14 protein-coding genes and 1 pseudogene are annotated in these 15,943 nt (G+C 57.1%); 13 read left to right on the top strand and 2 right to left on the bottom strand.

Annotated elements, in window-relative coordinates:
- Positions 1 to 45 precede the first annotated feature (45 nt).
- The 12 genes and pseudogenes from J6524_RS09390 to J6524_RS09440 all read left to right on the top strand — a co-directional run.
- A complete protein-coding gene (locus J6524_RS09390; RefSeq protein ID WP_225670072.1) occupies positions 46 to 222 on the top strand; it encodes a hypothetical protein in 177 nt (58 codons plus the stop codon).
- Positions 223 to 1,322: 1,100 nt separating this feature from the next.
- On the top strand, positions 1,323 to 2,336 hold the full coding sequence (gene trpD / locus J6524_RS09395) for an anthranilate phosphoribosyltransferase (protein WP_225670073.1): 1,014 nt from the start codon (positions 1,323 to 1,325) through the stop codon (positions 2,334 to 2,336).
- A 16-nt stretch (positions 2,337 to 2,352) separates the two neighbouring features.
- Entirely contained in the window at positions 2,353 to 3,171 is an 819-nt protein-coding gene (trpC, locus tag J6524_RS09400) for an indole-3-glycerol phosphate synthase TrpC (protein WP_225670074.1), read from the top strand.
- A 268-nt stretch (positions 3,172 to 3,439) separates the two neighbouring features.
- Positions 3,440 to 3,634, top strand: coding sequence for a hypothetical protein (locus J6524_RS09405; RefSeq protein WP_225670075.1), 195 nt, complete (start codon positions 3,440 to 3,442; stop codon positions 3,632 to 3,634).
- A 20-nt stretch (positions 3,635 to 3,654) separates the two neighbouring features.
- Positions 3,655 to 3,894, top strand: coding sequence for a hypothetical protein (locus J6524_RS09410; RefSeq protein ID WP_225670076.1), 240 nt, complete (start codon positions 3,655 to 3,657; stop codon positions 3,892 to 3,894).
- Positions 3,891 to 4,025, top strand: a complete 135-nt coding sequence (locus J6524_RS37310) for a hypothetical protein (RefSeq protein WP_283843282.1) — start codon at positions 3,891 to 3,893, stop codon at positions 4,023 to 4,025. Before J6524_RS09410 ends, J6524_RS37310 begins: the two co-directional genes overlap by 4 nt.
- Before the next feature lie 165 nt (positions 4,026 to 4,190).
- The gene (locus J6524_RS09415) at positions 4,191 to 4,715 is read left to right on the top strand and encodes a flavin reductase family protein (RefSeq protein ID WP_225670077.1); all 525 of its coding nucleotides are present in this window, start codon (positions 4,191 to 4,193) and stop codon (positions 4,713 to 4,715) included.
- 1,397 nt (positions 4,716 to 6,112) lie between these two features.
- A complete protein-coding gene (locus J6524_RS09420; protein ID WP_225670224.1) occupies positions 6,113 to 7,645 on the top strand; it encodes a class I adenylate-forming enzyme family protein in 1,533 nt (510 codons plus the stop codon).
- A 188-nt stretch (positions 7,646 to 7,833) separates the two neighbouring features.
- Complete coding sequence (locus J6524_RS09425; RefSeq protein ID WP_225670078.1) at positions 7,834 to 9,132, top strand: preATP grasp domain-containing protein; 1,299 nt, start codon at positions 7,834 to 7,836, stop codon at positions 9,130 to 9,132.
- Between the two features lie 527 nt (positions 9,133 to 9,659).
- Complete coding sequence (gene tnpA / locus J6524_RS09430) at positions 9,660 to 9,941, top strand: IS66-like element accessory protein TnpA (RefSeq protein ID WP_225670225.1); 282 nt, start codon at positions 9,660 to 9,662, stop codon at positions 9,939 to 9,941.
- Between the two features lie 560 nt (positions 9,942 to 10,501).
- Positions 10,502 to 11,674: a TlpA disulfide reductase family protein gene (locus tag J6524_RS09435; RefSeq protein WP_225670079.1), complete on the top strand. Its 1,173-nt coding sequence runs from the start codon at positions 10,502 to 10,504 to the stop codon at positions 11,672 to 11,674.
- A 246-nt stretch (positions 11,675 to 11,920) separates the two neighbouring features.
- Positions 11,921 to 12,141 (top strand): annotated as a pseudogene (locus J6524_RS09440) (transposase domain-containing protein); the annotation flags it as partial.
- Between the two features lie 152 nt (positions 12,142 to 12,293).
- On the opposite strand, the gene J6524_RS09445 reads toward J6524_RS09440, so the two are convergent.
- Entirely contained in the window at positions 12,294 to 12,959 is a 666-nt protein-coding gene (locus J6524_RS09445) for a 2OG-Fe(II) oxygenase (RefSeq protein ID WP_225670080.1), read from the bottom strand.
- A 37-nt stretch (positions 12,960 to 12,996) separates the two neighbouring features.
- Positions 12,997 to 14,058 (bottom strand): GFA family protein, encoded by a 1,062-nt coding sequence (locus tag J6524_RS09450; RefSeq protein WP_225670081.1) that lies wholly within the window; start codon positions 14,056 to 14,058, stop codon positions 12,997 to 12,999.
- Between the two features lie 430 nt (positions 14,059 to 14,488).
- Between J6524_RS09450 and J6524_RS09455 the strand changes: the two genes are divergently transcribed.
- Positions 14,489 to 14,812: a hypothetical protein gene (locus J6524_RS09455; RefSeq protein WP_225670082.1), complete on the top strand. Its 324-nt coding sequence runs from the start codon at positions 14,489 to 14,491 to the stop codon at positions 14,810 to 14,812.
- The last annotated feature ends 1,131 nt before the right edge of the window (positions 14,813 to 15,943 follow it).

Consider the following 15,943-nt stretch of genomic DNA (forward strand, 5'->3'; position numbering starts at 1 on the left):
GACTGGTGCGAAATCGCGTCACATGATCCCTGGAGCGGCCGACCGATGATCGCCTGCAATGTCTGCGGCGAATATACTGTGCACAAGCCGGCCGAGCGCGAGGAGGCGTACGCGGTCATTGCCGGCGCCCTGACTAGCGAGCACCAACACGACGCGCCGGCTGATGCGGGCAAGATCCTGGATGCCCTGGAGAATGCTGGTCTAACGATCACGCGCAGCTGAAAACGAATAAAAGACTGACCCGCCCATGAACCACACCGTTCTAAGCCCGCAGACCAGACATCCCGCGCGCCGAAAAACGGGGACTATCGAGGCGGTGCGTGATCGTAATGCGAAGCTGCACGCCGCTATCACCGATCTGAAGCGGCAGGTCGAGCGAGTGGCATCGAGATCCAGAAGCTAAAGGACTTCCAGACACTGCCTGGCGACTGCTACGAGTTCTCGACTTCGCGCCGGCCTGTGCCAAATCTTTGTCGTGAACAGCCGGTAAGCGATCGCGATCGTCTGTGGACGCTCCTGATGACAATTGCGCCCTCGTCTCGAGCCCATCTGGCACGACAACGCTAGGTACCGTGACGATCTCGATGAGAAACATCTTAGGATAACTATGTAACGTACGGGCCGTACGGCTGTTGTCGGCGATAGTCGTCCAGCCATGTTCGTCAGCCCAAGGCAGGATGAGTTCTGAGTCTGTCCTGAAGGCTTGATTTGGCGTCGATCCCGATCGGTTCGATAACAAGCATGAATGTCGGAAAATATCATGATTTGCGCGGGGACGGCTGCACTCGTGGCCGCCGCGCGCGGGCCCGCTCCTCGGCCGCCAATATTTCTCAGTCGTCCTGAACGTGTTCCAATGTCAGCTAACTACCTTGGGACGTGGCTTCTCAGACGGCGGCGGGCTGCACTTGGTCGCTTGCGTCCCCGTCACTCTGGAAGGCGCTAGATTGCATATTGGGACGGCGTAATTATTTCAGCCAAGCCACTAAAAAGGATTTGAACCTGACGCTGCGTCAGGTTGTAGGAATCAATTATGACCAAACCTACGCCACGCAAGCCATGGGTACCGGCTGACCCGCCAGCCGGGTCGCCGTGCGCATGAATGCCAATTGAATCGACCTTCCGCTGATGAAGCCGGACGGCTGGCAGATCTTATCGCCTGTCGATTTCGCATCCGACGAGAGCAAAGAGCTGAAAGAAGAGCCTCAACCCATGTTGTGCGACAAACAGCGCGCGGCCTTTGTCACTAAGCTGGAACATGGGAGGCTACCTTCGCCCTGGCGAAACGCTCGCAATAGCTACAACTAAGCACGTTCGAAAGCACGATGGACGCCTTCAAATCGATTATTGGCAAGGTCGCCAGTGGCGCCACGTTGACCTGCGAGGAGACGGCATCAGCTTTTGACAGCATGATGTCGGGCGAAGCCACGCCCTCGCAGATGGGCGGACTTCTGATGGCTCTGCGGGTGCGCGGCGAGACGGTGGACGAAATTACCGGCGCCGCTTCCGCGATGCGGAGTAAGATGCTGCGAGTCAATGCGCCGCACGATTGCGTCGACATTGTCGGTACTGGCGGCGACGCTTCGGGCTCGGTCAACGTGTCGACCTGCGCCGCTTTCATCGTCGCTGGTGCTGGTGTGCGGGTGGCCAAACATGGCAACCGCGCACTGTCCTCGCGCTCGGGCGCTGCTGACGTCTTGGCATCGCTCGGTGTGAGGATCGACATCGCCCCTGAAGACATCGCTCGCTGCGTGCGTGAAGCCGGCATCGGCTTCATGTTTGCGCCGGTCCATCATCCCGCTATGAAGCACGTTCGGCCGACCCGGCTTGAGCTTGCGACCCGCACCATCTTCAATCTGCTCGGACCGCTGTGCAATCCCGCGGGCGTCAAGCGACAGATAGTTGGGGTGTTTTCGCGGCAGTGGGTGCTGCCTTTGGCGCAAGTGTTGAAGACTCTTGGCGCTGAGTCGGTGTGGGTGGTGCACGGCTTGGACGGACTTGATGAGCTCACCTTGACCGGCCCGACCTTTGTTGCCTCGCTTGAGACCGGCGAGATCCGCACCTTCGAAGTGACCCCGGAACAGGCCGGTCTCCCCCGCTGCGCCAGCGAGGCACTGAAGGGCGGCGATGCCGATGCCAATGCAGTGGCGCTGCAAAGCGTGCTCGACGGCACCCCAAGCCCGTATCGCGATATCGCGCTTCTCAATGCGGCCGCGACATTGATCGTGGCCGGCCGTGCCAAAACCTTGAAGGAAGGCGTCGCTCTTGGCCAGAAATCGCTTGGTAGCGGTGCCGCGGCGGCGCGATTGAAACACCTGATCGCAGTATCCAACGCCTAACAGCCGAGCCTAACCGATGTCCGATATCTTGACGACGATCAAAGCCTACAAGCGCGAAGAGATCGCAGCCGCCAAGCGCACCTTGCCACTTTCAGAGGTCGAAGCGCTCGCGCGGCAGGCATCGCCCCCGCGGGGTTTTCTCGCCGCCATCTGCAACAAGCACGCAGCAGATGAATATGCGCTGATCGCCGAGATCAAAAAGGCCTCTCCCTCCAAAGGCATTATCCGGAGCGACTTCGATCCGCCCTCGCTAGCCAGGGCCTATGAAGGGGGCGGCGCGGCCTGTCTGTCGGTGCTGACGGACACGCACCTCTTTCAGGGGCACCCTGATTTCATGGTCGCGGCGCGCGCGGCAACATATCTTCCGGTGCTGCGCAAGGACTTCTTGTTCGACACCTATCAGGTGGCAGAAGCGCGCGCTCAGGGGGCCGACTGCATCCTGATCATCATGGCGGCGCTCGAAGACGAAGCCGCTCGTGAGATAGAGGCTGCGGCCATGGCTCATGGTATGGATGTGCTGATCGAGATCAACGACGTCGACGAGATCGATCGGGCGCTAAAACTTCGCTCGCCGATGATCGGCATCAACAACCGCAACCTGCGCACCTTCGAGACCTCTCTTACGATCAGCGAGGCGCTGGCGCCGCTCGTACCGAAGAATCGCGTGATCGTCGGCGAAAGCGGTATCTGCGACCCGGGCGATGTTCTGCGTCTTTCGCGGCTTGGCATTTCGACCTTCCTGGTCGGAGAAAGTCTGATGCGGCAGGCTAACGTGAGGGCGGCGACCCGCGCGCTGCTCTCGCGCGAGGCGGCGGTTTCAACCGGAGCGCAGTAATGCGCGCAAAACCTCCCAGCCAAGCTCCCTTCGCTCCGAATACTGCTCGGCGTCGCCGCTGTTCGACGACGGCTATTCAGCATTCAGAAGGTCCGCGGAACTCAATCACGTCAGCCCGGAGCCGTGGTCTCCCCTGCTTTGAGAGGACCGATAAGTGCAGCCGGTGATGGAGAGGCGAAATGCACCGTTTGAACGAAATAGCGGTGCCCTAGCCCGGGGATTTTAACGGCAGAATCATGGAAAAAAAATCGCGTCGGAGATTGGTCAGATGAGTGCGGTCTATGCTCGGAGCAGCGCGCTTTTCGGGCTGCAGCATGCGTACCGCATCAATCCTGCCGAGCTGATCGAGGCCAAGGCGGCGCCTGACAGATCGACCGCCGCTCAGGTCGCCAGGGCCGGTGCGAAGCGCCCAACCGAGATCATCGAAAAGATAGGCGGCTCGGCGAATCGCGCTTCGCGCTAGAGCGCCAAAGGAGGCAAACAATGATGTCTTGGCAGACAGACACGGTACTCGGATCGATCGCGCTGATCGAACTCATGTTTCGTAAGCTTCGTGAAGTGATCGATACAGACAACTCGATCCCGCCTGAGCTGCGGCTTTCGTTGCACGCGACGCTGGATGAGCGTCTTATCTCCGGGAAAAAGCGCCTTCTCGACAGTATCGGCAGGCAAAATGACGCGGGGGCGATGCCCATGTCACCACCGAGGAATAATTTGCAGTGAATGATGCCCCGCGCGGACAGATCACGGACGGCCAGCCCTTCGTACCGGCACCCTGCCCGTCGCTGTTCCCGCCCTACGACACGACGAAGTGGAACGTACTCGATCTGACGCGGAGGCGCGACGAACGCTAATATCCAAGCGGAGCCAGCTGTTGTGTTCAGCTGGATCGCCAAATCAGTCAGATTACAGGTGCCACCAAACGCGAACAGCGCGGAGGCAACTTCAACAGTCGCGAACCAACGCAATCTCCGCATGCCTCAAAGGTTCGAAGTCAAACGCCACTCTGGAGCTAGCCTATGAGCTGCCAATCGCCTCCCCGTAGAAGCGATATTCGGTCCATCGACGCGATCGAGTTTCGCCAAGCCATGCGAAATCTGGCGAGCGGCGTGTCCATTGTAGCGACCGGAACGGCCGACGGACGGCGCGGCTTAACTGTCAGCTCTATTACCTCGATCTGCATGGAGCCTCCCTGCCTGCTGGTCGGCATTAATGCTAGTTCCGAAACTCACGACGCGATACTCGCGAACGGCACTTTTGGCGTGAGTCTTCTTGGCGGCAATCAGCAGGACCTCGCACTGCGTTTTGCCGGCCGGCACGGCGCAAACGGCGCCGACCGTTTCGATACAGCGGTATGGGATCAGGGCGTCCTTGACGTACCGGTTCTGCAAAGCACAGTTTGTGTGCTCGAATGCGTCTTGCATCATTACCAAGTCGTCGGCACGCATGGGATCTTTGTCGGCCGGATTGTCGCAACGCGATCAGCTCAAGGCAATCCACTCATCAACTTCCGTGGGGAGCTTCGAACGTTACTGTACGGCTGAGTGCAGGTTTTCACCGCAAGGTCGCTATTCGTAGCGGAACTCTACGGCTAGGCTTATGTTGAAAGCCACAATGAAGGATCCGATTTATGATCATAGAATGCTCGCCGGAGGGGGACTTGCAACTGGCGGAGCCCTTCGATGTTCGCGGGTTTAAGCTCGTCTTGAAGGGCACGCATGCCGCTAAGCCTTCAGACTTGAATGGGATCACGCTCGTCGACCAGGACAATGCGCTGGTTCCTGTTGATCTAGTGCCTATCCTGTCTGGCTGCCCAAGGACAACGAAACCTGGGAAGCAGCCTACGGCAAGATGGTCGCAAGCGCGCGCGAGCGCGGCTGGATTGACGCTAAAACAAATGCGATTCGCGCACATATCGAAAGAAGGTTCTGATCAGAAAACTCCGAGGCAGCTCGCATCCTGAGTTCGTCCCCTGCATGCACCCTCGTCCCTATCTGTCTCGATAGCGGCTCTTTTTGGCAGCTCGGCTTCTTACCCAGAGGCGAACCGCATGATGGCGGCGAGAAGATCAGCCCTGAATGGCAACTCGATACCAATCAGCTGCGCCGCTCGCCAAGACGGCGCCTTTAAGGCCTTGGCGAGAGTAAAGCGCCCGGCCCGGGCCAGATCCTATGAGGAACTGGCGGTGCATTTTTCAATTTTCGTATAATCGCTGCTTGCGGAGGCTTAGGGGGTTTGAACATATTCACCGCCGGCGCCCAAAAATGACTTGAATCGCACGTGGCGTCAAATTGTACGATCTCAAAGGCGCCGGTTTCCGGCCGGGCCGTGCTCAATCAGAGAAACGTGGTTTTGTTCTGTCCGCACAGATCCCTGGGAGCTGGTATGGGACAAAATCGCGCAAACGAATAAAGGTCGATCTGGCTGCAGAAGCTAAGGAGCAGGAACGGCACATTTCGCTCGCCACAATCGGCGCGGCATCGCAAAGATTGCCCGGTATCTCGGGGCGGCAATGTGAAAGGACCTCTCCAGGAAGGTCTTGCTAGTCAATCACACTGAAGGCCAATGCCGGGCCATTGTCGGCTTCGAAGGTGGAGATGCTGGAGCCGCCTATATATGTGTGTGGCGAGCCTGTATTGAGAAGATCGCAGAAAGCTCTCCTCATGGTGCGCTTATCGCCATTGTCGGATGTATGCAGAGCCCCTGTCGAGCTAACTGAAGTACGTGAGCAAGAGCCTACACTTTGAGCCCTCGAATTGCATCCAACCTACCTGAGCCTCATGACATCGTCACAAGCTGCACTCTTTTGCGGATACCCGACGCGAGGCGCCTCATCTAACACCACAAAGCGGTAATCGATACCTTCCGGACGTTGATGAGCTCTCATTGGCCGCTGCGGGAGGGACATACGGTGCAAGCCAGGGAAAGCGGAAGACTGATGATTGATCTCTGCATGCTGATTGAGCGCAACGCGGCGTTCTCTCCCGACAAGCCCGCGATCCATTTCGAGGGCGAGACCTTAAGCTACGCGAGTTTCAATCAACGGATCGAGCAGGTCGCGCGCGCCCTAAAAAGCCAGCTCGGTGTCGAAAGAGGCGATCGCGTCGCGATCCTTAGTCTTAACCGGCCTGACCATCTGGTGCTGCTCTATGCCTGCGCGCGGCTCGGCGCAATACTCGTGCCATTGAACTGGAGGCTTGCGGTCGCCGAGCAGCTCTTCATCCTATCCGACGCTGCCGCCAAGGTGCTGGTGGTCGAACACGCCTTCGAGGCGCTCCTGCCGCACTTGGCGGATCAACTACCGGATATCTTTGTCGTTGGCTTGGATTTTGCGCCCCTTGGCGGAAGCAGATGGGATGGCCTGCTAGACCGAGGGCGCGGCGATGGTCGCAATCCGCACACGGACCTGTCCTGCCCGCTTCTGATCGTCTATACCTCGGGCACCACCGGGCGGCCGAAAGGGGCTGTGCTGCGCCAGGAGGCCTTGCTGTGGAATGGGGTGATGAGTCAGCACATGCATGGCATCACCTCGGCAGACCATGTCTTGACAGTGTTGCCGCTGTTCCACGTGGGTGGCCTCAATATCCAGACGACGCCAGCTTTGCATCACGGCGCGACGGTTACGATCCACACGCGGTTTACGCCAGAGGCGACGCTCGCTGCTTTCGAGCGCGAACGGCCAACTCTGGCCGTGTTGGTGCCTACCACGATTCAGGCCCTAACCGAGCATCCCCAGTGGTCGACCACCGACCTAAGCTCACTCAGAGCAATTTCCACCGGCTCAACCATGGTGCCGCAGCACCTGATCGAACGCTTTGTCGCACGCAGCGTGCCAGTGCTGCAGGTGTATGGCTCCACGGAGACGTGCCCAATTGCTGTCCATACGAGACTCGGCGGTGATCTCTCGCGTGAGGGTACGACTGGCTTGCCCGGCCTTTTCTGCGAAGCGGCAATCATCGATGATGGGGGCAACAAGCTGCCGCCAGGCGCCCTGGGCGAGATCGCAGTGCGCGGGCCTAATGTCTTTTGCGAATATTGGGGCAATCAAGAAGCAACGCGCGAGGCGCTGCATAACGGCTGGTATCACACTGGCGATATCGGCCGCCGCGATGCTGACGGGTATTTTTGGGTCCATGATCGCAAGAAGAATTTGATCATTTCCGGCGGGGAAAACGTTTATCCGGCGGAAGTCGAGCGTGTGCTTATGGAGCATCCCGAGGTTGCAGAATGCGCTGTCGTCGGTCGGCCCGATTCGCGCTGGGATGAAGTACCAGTCGCCTATGTGATCAGGCGGTCGGGCGCGCGGATTGAAGCGGAAGCACTGACCGCGCATATGCAGTCGCAGCTCGCCCGTTTCAAAGTGCCGCGCGAAATCGTTTTCACGGAAGAATTGCCGCGAACGGGGTTGGGCAAGATCCAGCACTTTATGCTGAAAGAGCTCGATGCGCGAAGCCAGCAGGGAGGCACCAAATGAATATCGCGGATTGGGTCTGGCAATATTTCCTTTGCTACCCGCAGGCGATCTTCCGTCTCAAGCTCACTGAGCCGTTTCGATCAACCGTTCTACATGAATACGCTGCCGCACGTTCATCGTAGTGCGGGTTGCGCTTCCGTCGCAATATGCAAGTACCACGGAGCTCGTTGATGCCGCGGATCCTAATTATGAACGCCGGTACCGCCCAAATGTCGGGTGCCGATCTGACGGCAATCCAACTTTCGCTTGCAGCCAAGTCGGCCTGGCGCTCCGTATGGTTTGCACAAGCGGGCGACCTAATCGTCTCTCCGGTAGCGATCCCAAATGACCTGCTTCACTACGTTGGCGCGACGCTAAGGTTCGACCCATCGACTGTCCTGGTGCTCGTACCAGAAAACGCGCACGAGACCCGAGTCCTTTGTGATTTCACTCTACAGTCCAATACAATTGTTGAACAAATCCGCTGCCACGTTCGTGAGAAAACACATTGGGAACTATGTGCTTGCTATTCTACTGAAGGCGTTGCGCGCTTGGCGGCAATGCTCGGCATACAGCAGAACGGGGACGACTTCGCTCTGCAGCGAGGCCCTGATCTATTGAATCGTAAAAGCCACTTCCGTCAATTGGCAACAAGCGTCACGCTTCCGTTGCCCAGTGGATGCATAGCAACAAGCTCAGAAGAATTGTTCAGAGCGGTCAACTCCCTAAGGCTTGAAACCGGCAGCGTCATTGTAAAGTTAGATAATGGAGCCGGCGGGGTTGGAAATATCATATTAACTGGCAAGGAGAGCGCTCCACTACCTGGGGCAAGGGAGACCCGGCGTGTCCTTTGGCCGTCGTTTGATCCTGATGCACTTTGGTCTGAGATGATAACCCCCTCCTGTAAAACAGTCGTCGTAGAATCATACCACTTGGCCCGTTCTCTGTTCTACCTCGAGTTTGAAATCGAGGAAAATGGTTCAATCGCATACGTTAACAGTGGAAACATACGTCTGCATCGAAGTGAAGATCGGGCCGAAAGGGCTCTCGTCTGGACTGGTCTAGAGCTTCCGAGCGACCTGAGCAATGAGCAGTACTCGACCGCTTACGCGCACGCCTATCGATTTGTGGAGCTTGCGCGGACCTTGGGTTACCGCGGAATGATCAACATAGATGCCATTTTCTCGATCGACGGGCGGCTGCTGTTTAATGAAGCGAACGGTCGGTGGGGCGGAGGCTCGGTACTGCACAGCATTGCTGACCGGTTGCTAGGAGCGGATTATTCCCATTCCTATGTGATTTCATCTGTGCGGAATGTCAGACTAAACTCCCTCCGAACGGCGCTTGATTGCTTTGTCGATGAAGGATTGCTATTTGATAGCATACACAAGGAAGGCGTTATTCCGCTTGCCGCCGACCAAGAGGCAGGCACGGTGGAGTGTCTCGTGATCGCGCGCGACAGGCTGGTGGGCCGGAATTTCGAGCGTCGATTATTGACGATGCTCTGATTTGGATCACTGCCCCATGTACGCTCTTGAGGATGCTTTCTGTTCCAACTTGAAGAACATCCCTATTTCCAACCATATGCTGAAGCCAAAAGGTGCCCTGAGGAGATGGCAAAGCACTCTCTTCCAGGTTTGGCGCGGCAATGTCGATTGTTCCATTCCAAACCCAAGTTGTTCGGCGCACCAAACTTGTCACGGTTCCTATACCACAACCGTGCAAACGGTTAGTTTCTGGTGCCTCGACGCGCGGAGCACCAGAATGCCGGAGCGATGCAGATCGGCATCCAAATCTGCGGTCATTGGCGCCGTTCTTCAGTTGATCAAAGTAGTTAGGCAGATCGGCTGGACGTAGAACACCTTCTCCCGGTGGGCGCTAAGTTTGACCATCATTGCGCCAATGGTTCGCGTTCCCCTCTCCTCTTCAAGCAGCAGAACTAGCTTTTTGTGTAAGCGTCGTTCCGCACCCACCTTCCCGCGGCACATGGGATAGGCGAATTTCACGATCTCTTTGAAGGGATCGGCTTGTGTCTATGCTTGACCATACGCTTAAGTCGGACGTGACGGCGCGCCGGCTGGAAGTGATCACTGAGACGGGACGCCGTCGTTGGTTCTCCAAGGACGACAAGGCCCGGATCGTCGAGGAGACGCTGGTCCCAGGCGCGGTCGTTTCCGAGATTGCCCGGCGACACGGGCTGACCCCACAACAAGTGTTCACTTGGCGTCGGCAAGCGCGCCGGCAGCCGGCGCCGATGGCTGACGATCCGCAGTTTGTACCGGCGGTGGTAGACGCCATGGCACCAGTCGCGGTTTGACAGCAAAACTGATCGGAGTGCCAGTTAGTGTGCAGGAACCGCTTGGCGCGATGGCGAGCACTGGCAGTTTTAAGGCGCACCGATAAGCAGCACCCCGCTGCAGTGGCCCGCAAATGATTCCGTCCTCATAGACACGAACACGCGTCGCCGGTCCACGGCCTTGGCTTTTCGACTCCGATCTACAGCATCGCTCGCCTCTAATCCTGTCGGGCAGGTAGAGGGGTTAGCAAGTTCCGTTCGGTGACTCACAAACCAGCTTCCCCGCGAAGGGCGCAATTCGTGTCCAACACCTGACAGCGGCACAACGCCCGTCAGGTTCAGAACACCGGTCGGCTTGGGCTCCGTGGAGTTTTTTCGAAGCGTAGTCAGACGCTTAATGCGCGCTGACGGAGATGGCACGGCTGTTGCTGTTGAGATCCAGCAACACTGAGTCAGGGCTGCATGCATCCAGAGCGCAAGACGAGCGATGCTCCTTCCCTTAAACCCGTGTGCCCCGTTCTGAGAGAGATAAGCTGGCGCAGAAAGTCGCGCAACGTTTGGCAATCGTTATGGAGAACAACATGGTGCTGCGCATGGAGTCCCCAGCTCCTCCGATCAAGGTGGAGAACTGGCTGCGTGGCCAGCCCCTCACGAGCTTCCAGCCGGGAAAAGTGTACGTCGTCGAATTTTGGGCAACTTGGTGCGGCCCCTGTGTGGCGGCGATGCCCCATCTGGTGCAGCTGCAAGATAAATACAAAGACAGCGGAGTTGAGGTCCTCGGAGTCGCAGCTTGTGAACGAGCCCGAACGGCGGACGAGGCCCGAACCAACTTGGACGCATGGTTGACCGAAAAGTTCTCGAATCTTAACTACCGGATCGGATTCGACTACACAGGGAATATGAACAAGCTTTGGATGGATCCCAGCTTTTCTGTCGGGATTCCCACCTCGTTCGTCGTCGACCGTGACGGCCGCATCGCCTTTATCGGTTTTCCAACGCAACTCGATGACGTTCTGCCGAAAATTCTTAACGGCGGCTGGCGCACCAGCGATGAAGCTAGAGCCGCCGATACAGAGCGTATCGCCGAAGGCGAACGCGCAATGCACGAAATGACGCGGACTAAGCCGATCTACGCCAAACTTCGGCCAGCGATGGAGGCCGAGGATTGGGCGACGGCGCTGTCGGCGGTCGAGGAGGCCGTCGCGGTGATGCCGGACGACATCGACTTCCGCGAGCTTCATGCGGGTCTGTTGCTTCACAAAATGCGCGACATGCGGAATGGCTTGCCGGTCATGCGCCAATTGGTCCGCGACGCGATCGACAAAAAATCCGAGCCGTGGATGGCCGGGGCGATGCGCCAACTCTTTGATCCGGCGATGGACAACTCCCATCTCCCGCGTGCCGAGCGCTTTGCCATGGGCAGGGAATTGTCCGAACGCATTCTGGAGCTAGTTCCGCCGCAAGGCGACGCCCGTAAGTTCCTCTCCTATGGGGCGGTCGCTCAGTATTATTACGAAAGCGGCAACAAGGAACGCGCGATCGAGTTGGTCGAGCTGGCGCTGAAATCGCTGGACCATCCGGAGCCTATGCAGGATGAACTGAAACAGTACTTCGGGCCGCCTTTGCTCCAAGCCCTAGCCAACTACAAGGGTGAGAAGGCTTGCTACGGGGCTCTTTGTGCGGCTCCGCAAGACGGGTTTCCGAGAGAGTCAAAAAGCGCAGGCGCCGGAAGAGAAAACGTGAAAAAAGGGTAATAGTCGGAACTGCTCACGGGTGAAATTCGTCCATTTCTCCGACCGGCCAGTGGCAACTAAAGACCATCGAGTACAGCGCTGGATCGTTTGTGGCAGGTTGGAGGTCCAAATTGCGATGACCTCCGGCCGGATCGAGGCGGACGTGATCTTCAGGTGAAGTCGCGCCGTCATCCCATGATGCAAACACGCTGGTGGTCTTAACGCTCTACAAGAAATGCTGAACGACTCCTTCCTCAAAATGCACCCTTTGCGCACGGACATGGCGGCGGTGCGGACTTGGGCGACCATCGCCATGCTTCTGCAGACGGGCAAAGATGAATGGTGTCGATCCGCATGCATGGCTCACACAAACTATCGAACGGACCGCGCAAGGCTGGCCGATTTCTCAGATCGATGCTCTCATGCTTCTGGGACCCTCAAAGCTTGAACCGCTTCGGCTACGCTTACGCTTTAGTCTGATAACTTAACGTCCAGCATCACTGAACAGAGGACAGCGACGGGCGACGAAGACCACAAGTATCTTCGTGTCAATACTGCTTCGTCCATCTAGAGAATGCCGGCCTGCATCCATAGACCTCATTCGCACGCCATATAGTCCTGGCCATCTAGCTAGCCGACCTCATGCGCGAGCGGCATGGTTTTCGATTGTCCGGCGGTTCGCGCCGCCGTATTTTGAACAAAAGTAGACGAGTGACCGACGCTCCCCGGCGTGCACTTGCCTTACCTCATGCCAGAACCTACATGTGGTGATAAGTACGTTTCCCAAGGCTGGGCGAAACACTTGGAGTTTACGGTCGGTTGGATACACGACGAACTCACCGCCCTCGAACTCTGTCGCGAGCTGTACAATTACAGAATACTCGAAGTCGGGGTCGCTCTCAGCATCCAAATGGATACCAACGAAGGACCCAGGCGGCATGCGATGCATTTGGCATCGGCGAATGATGTACTCCGATGATGCTCCGAAGATCTTTCTGAGGGCGGAGACCCGCTCTGTCCTTTCAAGCAGTTCGATGATCTGCTCCGAAGCTGTACCATTCACGTTGCTAGGATTACGGCCGGCGTGATCCAGCCGCACTCGTTTTACAAAAACATTGTGAGAATCGCCGGCATCTCCCTTCCGAACCTCTTCTTCGGGAATATCGGACTGCAGCTGATCGATCCTCGTCAACTCGTCTTTGGTAAACAGCGTATCGGGGGCAATCAGGACCGTACCTCTATCTGCCAGCTCTGCACGGTATTTCGCGATGGCATCTTCTGAAAGCAGACCACGTTTATCACTCATTGTGCGCGCCTTTCGGATTCACTCAAATTCGACTCTTCTAATCCGCCTGCAACGAGCGGATCGCCAGATCCCAATTCTCGCCGTCGAAATCATCTATTCTTATGCTTTCGATCGTCGCTCCATCTAGGCATCGAACATTTACGCTGAATCCTGAAGGATTCGATCGCGGCCGATAAAATGGCTTGATGCCGCAAACCCGACAAAACGTATGCCGAGCGATGTTCTTATTGAACTGGTATGTAGTGAGGAGTTCTTCGCCGCATTCAATCCTGAGCTTGTCGTCGGCAACGAGCATGTGCAAAAATCCAGACATTTCGCAGATTGAGCAATTGCACTTCACTGCAGAAATCTCTGCTGGCGCTCGTACGTAGAACTTGACAGACCCACAGTGACAGCGGCCACTGTGTTCAACCTCCGGCCGACCATCTCCGTCAAGCGAATCAATTCCGACTAGATTGCGGCACCACTCTAAGCTGAGACCATACGCGCGGTCGAATTCGTCCAAGAAACGGCTATTGCAGTCGGCAGGGACCAGTTCGCTAATGAGCCTGCTTGTCATCTCTCCGTGATGTTTCTCCGCAGGATCCTCGCCGCCAACATGGACCTGAAAATACTCAAGATCGTTAGATCGAGCATCAAAGGTTTTGACTAAAGTGGTCCAAAGTGCCTGGATCATTGCCGCAGCATGTAGCTCAAAGGCAACCATGTAGGCGCAGCGCATTATGGGGTCTCTCGACGACAAGCCATGATATAGCGCACGCAAGTACCGGCTCGTTGTGGCGCTGTAGTTAGGCTGTATTGCTCGGCCAAGTAGGCGCCACGCATCTCTTTTAAAGAGCTTTGAGTGGAAGTTTTCTGTGTTCAGAATACTGGGTAGCGCAGCGTTGCCGCCTTGTAGAACCTGACTATGACCTCCCGTTTCATCCCAGCAGATAAAATTTGCGACCACACTGGTCAGCTCAACGTCCCTCGGGAGGTCTCGATTGCGACGGATTGCGTCGAATATGAGATCCTTTTGCGATCCCGCCTGCAGGTGCGGGAACGCTTGTGACATCGCTAAGTATTCAGGTAGTAGACTGGCAACCTGATCCTTGGACATCTCCGCAGCGAACGGATGGGGGTCAAGCAGAGCCCGGGCCCGGCGAGCCAAGTGCTCGCCAACTGGTATCTCTGAAGGTTGATGCAGTTTAGAAGGAGAAGCTTGGGACAACGTCATTCGAACCCTGGTATGCAGAGAGAGAGAGAGAGATTTTCTTGCCCTTGACCTAGGCGCGCCAACCGATACCAATTCCTCCGGATCGAAAGACGAGTTCATCTTCCTGCAAGCAGGCATCACTTCGTCTTGAAGGCTCTCGACCTTGTCGATCCATCTAGTATCCTCCGGCCTTGGGTAGACCTTGGTGCGATAGTGCTTTGCTCAAATTTATTCACAGATGTGTGGATTGCTTCCGCCAAATCATTCCGTCGTCTCGCAGGCGCGCTCCTTGGTTCCTCATTGTGAACTGCAGTTCTTACCGGGGTCGGTTCGCTTGCGCGAGATCAAGGCAACTCCACGAGGATTGCATAGTGTGGGTTGGAGCGAGTGCCTGGGCCCGCACCTGCGCTATCGTGATTGCGAGATCAGGCACACGGACTTTCGCTTTTTGCGCGTGACCAGCACTCCATACCAAAGGGAAGATATGCGCGCCTTCACTTTCGCCTGCCCGATCACCAATATGATGGTCCAGAAGTGGCTCGATGCTGATGCCGAGGCGACCGAACGAGAATTCCAAGGCGTTGTCTGCCCCGCTTGTTCGCAGTTGCACTTCATAAGTCGCAAGACTGGAAAGCTGCTGGGGCAGAAAGAAAAATGACAGCGCCTCACAATTCTGGAGCGTTGACTTGTGTCCTTTTCCGGCTCTGGCGGTCGCTTCCGTCTCCGCCCAGGAGCCTCGACGGGGCGCTAATGTAGGAGAGAGCGTCATCCAGCTGTTAAAAGCCCGCAGCTCATGCGCGTAGCGCAGCCCCTGCAAGCGCTGAGCGGCCCACCCGATAGCCTTGTATATCTGAGCCAGTTTCAGGTGCACTCGTCGGGCATTACTGTCAGTCGACATCTGAGGGAGTGATCGGCATTTGTCCAATGCGGCGGTGGTACGACACGCCGGGGCTTGCTTGCACGCCGGCCCTTCCCGTCCAAAAAGCCGCGCTTGCCTGCGAACACCCCGAAGCAAGGCCGGGATTTCCATTCAGCGTCCTGCCAGTGCCAACAGCCGTGCGAGGTAGGTCTGTGGGGTCACCTTCATTTCTCTCTCCATGTTGTCGTGCGGTCCGTGTCCGGTTGGAGACGCCAAAGTGGGAAACCTGACAAAGTCGCACTCTCATTCCAGCGCCCCGTCGTCCGGACGCAGGTCCTTTTGCTCACGTCAAGCAAGGCTCGCACCAATTCTCGCGACCGGCACCCCGATTGCTGTGATGACATGGAAGGAAGCTGCAGCTGTTGCGCGGATCGGGCATAGTCTGCGCAGACTGCGCCATGGCAGTCAAATTGGACTAATACTCTCGCTGCTATCGTCGGTTGTTTTCGATAGGAAGTTGGCCTGGCGAATTCGCAGGCCCCACGACCCGCGATCCTATTGACTCGTTGCAACTCCGCTTTCCCTGATTTGGCGTAGGAACGACATGTCTCGCCATGAGCTGCAGTGAGCAGCAGACGCGTTCGTACCGGATCGGCATCTATTCGCACATGGCCTCGAGACGGCCGCTGGAGCACGGCAGCGTCGTCGGCCAACGACAGCATCATTGGATCGCGTGCCGCAAGCCGCATCACGCCAGGTGATGCTCCGATACTGTGCGCTTAGGTAGGTCGCCATAGGGGCACATTATCCTCAGGGAACGATTTGAATTCGGCGCGTGAGCGGACCGTAGTCATTTGAGGCTGGCCTTGTCGTATTCAGCCGCGTCCGGTTGGAGACGATGATGAGCGGAACCCGACAGTAGAATGCGAC

Origin of the sequence: Bradyrhizobium hereditatis (assembly GCF_020329435.1) — a bacterium.
GTDB lineage: Bacteria > Pseudomonadota > Alphaproteobacteria > Rhizobiales > Xanthobacteraceae > Bradyrhizobium > Bradyrhizobium hereditatis.

Coding starts and splice junctions, on each gene's coding strand:
- J6524_RS09425 (WP_225670078.1), top strand. CDS start 7,834: ATGAACGCCGGTACCGCCCAAATGTCGGGTGCCGATCTGACGGCAATC.
- J6524_RS09410 (WP_225670076.1), top strand. CDS start 3,655: ATGATGTCTTGGCAGACAGACACGGTACTCGGATCGATCGCGCTGATC.
- J6524_RS09390 (WP_225670072.1), top strand. CDS start 46: ATGATCGCCTGCAATGTCTGCGGCGAATATACTGTGCACAAGCCGGCC.
- tnpA (WP_225670225.1), top strand. CDS start 9,660: ATGCTTGACCATACGCTTAAGTCGGACGTGACGGCGCGCCGGCTGGAA.
- trpD (WP_225670073.1), top strand. CDS start 1,323: ATGGACGCCTTCAAATCGATTATTGGCAAGGTCGCCAGTGGCGCCACG.
- J6524_RS09405 (WP_225670075.1), top strand. CDS start 3,440: ATGAGTGCGGTCTATGCTCGGAGCAGCGCGCTTTTCGGGCTGCAGCAT.
- J6524_RS09415 (WP_225670077.1), top strand. CDS start 4,191: ATGAGCTGCCAATCGCCTCCCCGTAGAAGCGATATTCGGTCCATCGAC.
- trpC (WP_225670074.1), top strand. CDS start 2,353: ATGTCCGATATCTTGACGACGATCAAAGCCTACAAGCGCGAAGAGATC.
- J6524_RS09445 (WP_225670080.1), bottom strand. CDS start 12,959: ATGAGTGATAAACGTGGTCTGCTTTCAGAAGATGCCATCGCGAAATAC.
- J6524_RS09450 (WP_225670081.1), bottom strand. CDS start 14,058: ATGTCCAAGGATCAGGTTGCCAGTCTACTACCTGAATACTTAGCGATG.
- J6524_RS09435 (WP_225670079.1), top strand. CDS start 10,502: ATGGTGCTGCGCATGGAGTCCCCAGCTCCTCCGATCAAGGTGGAGAAC.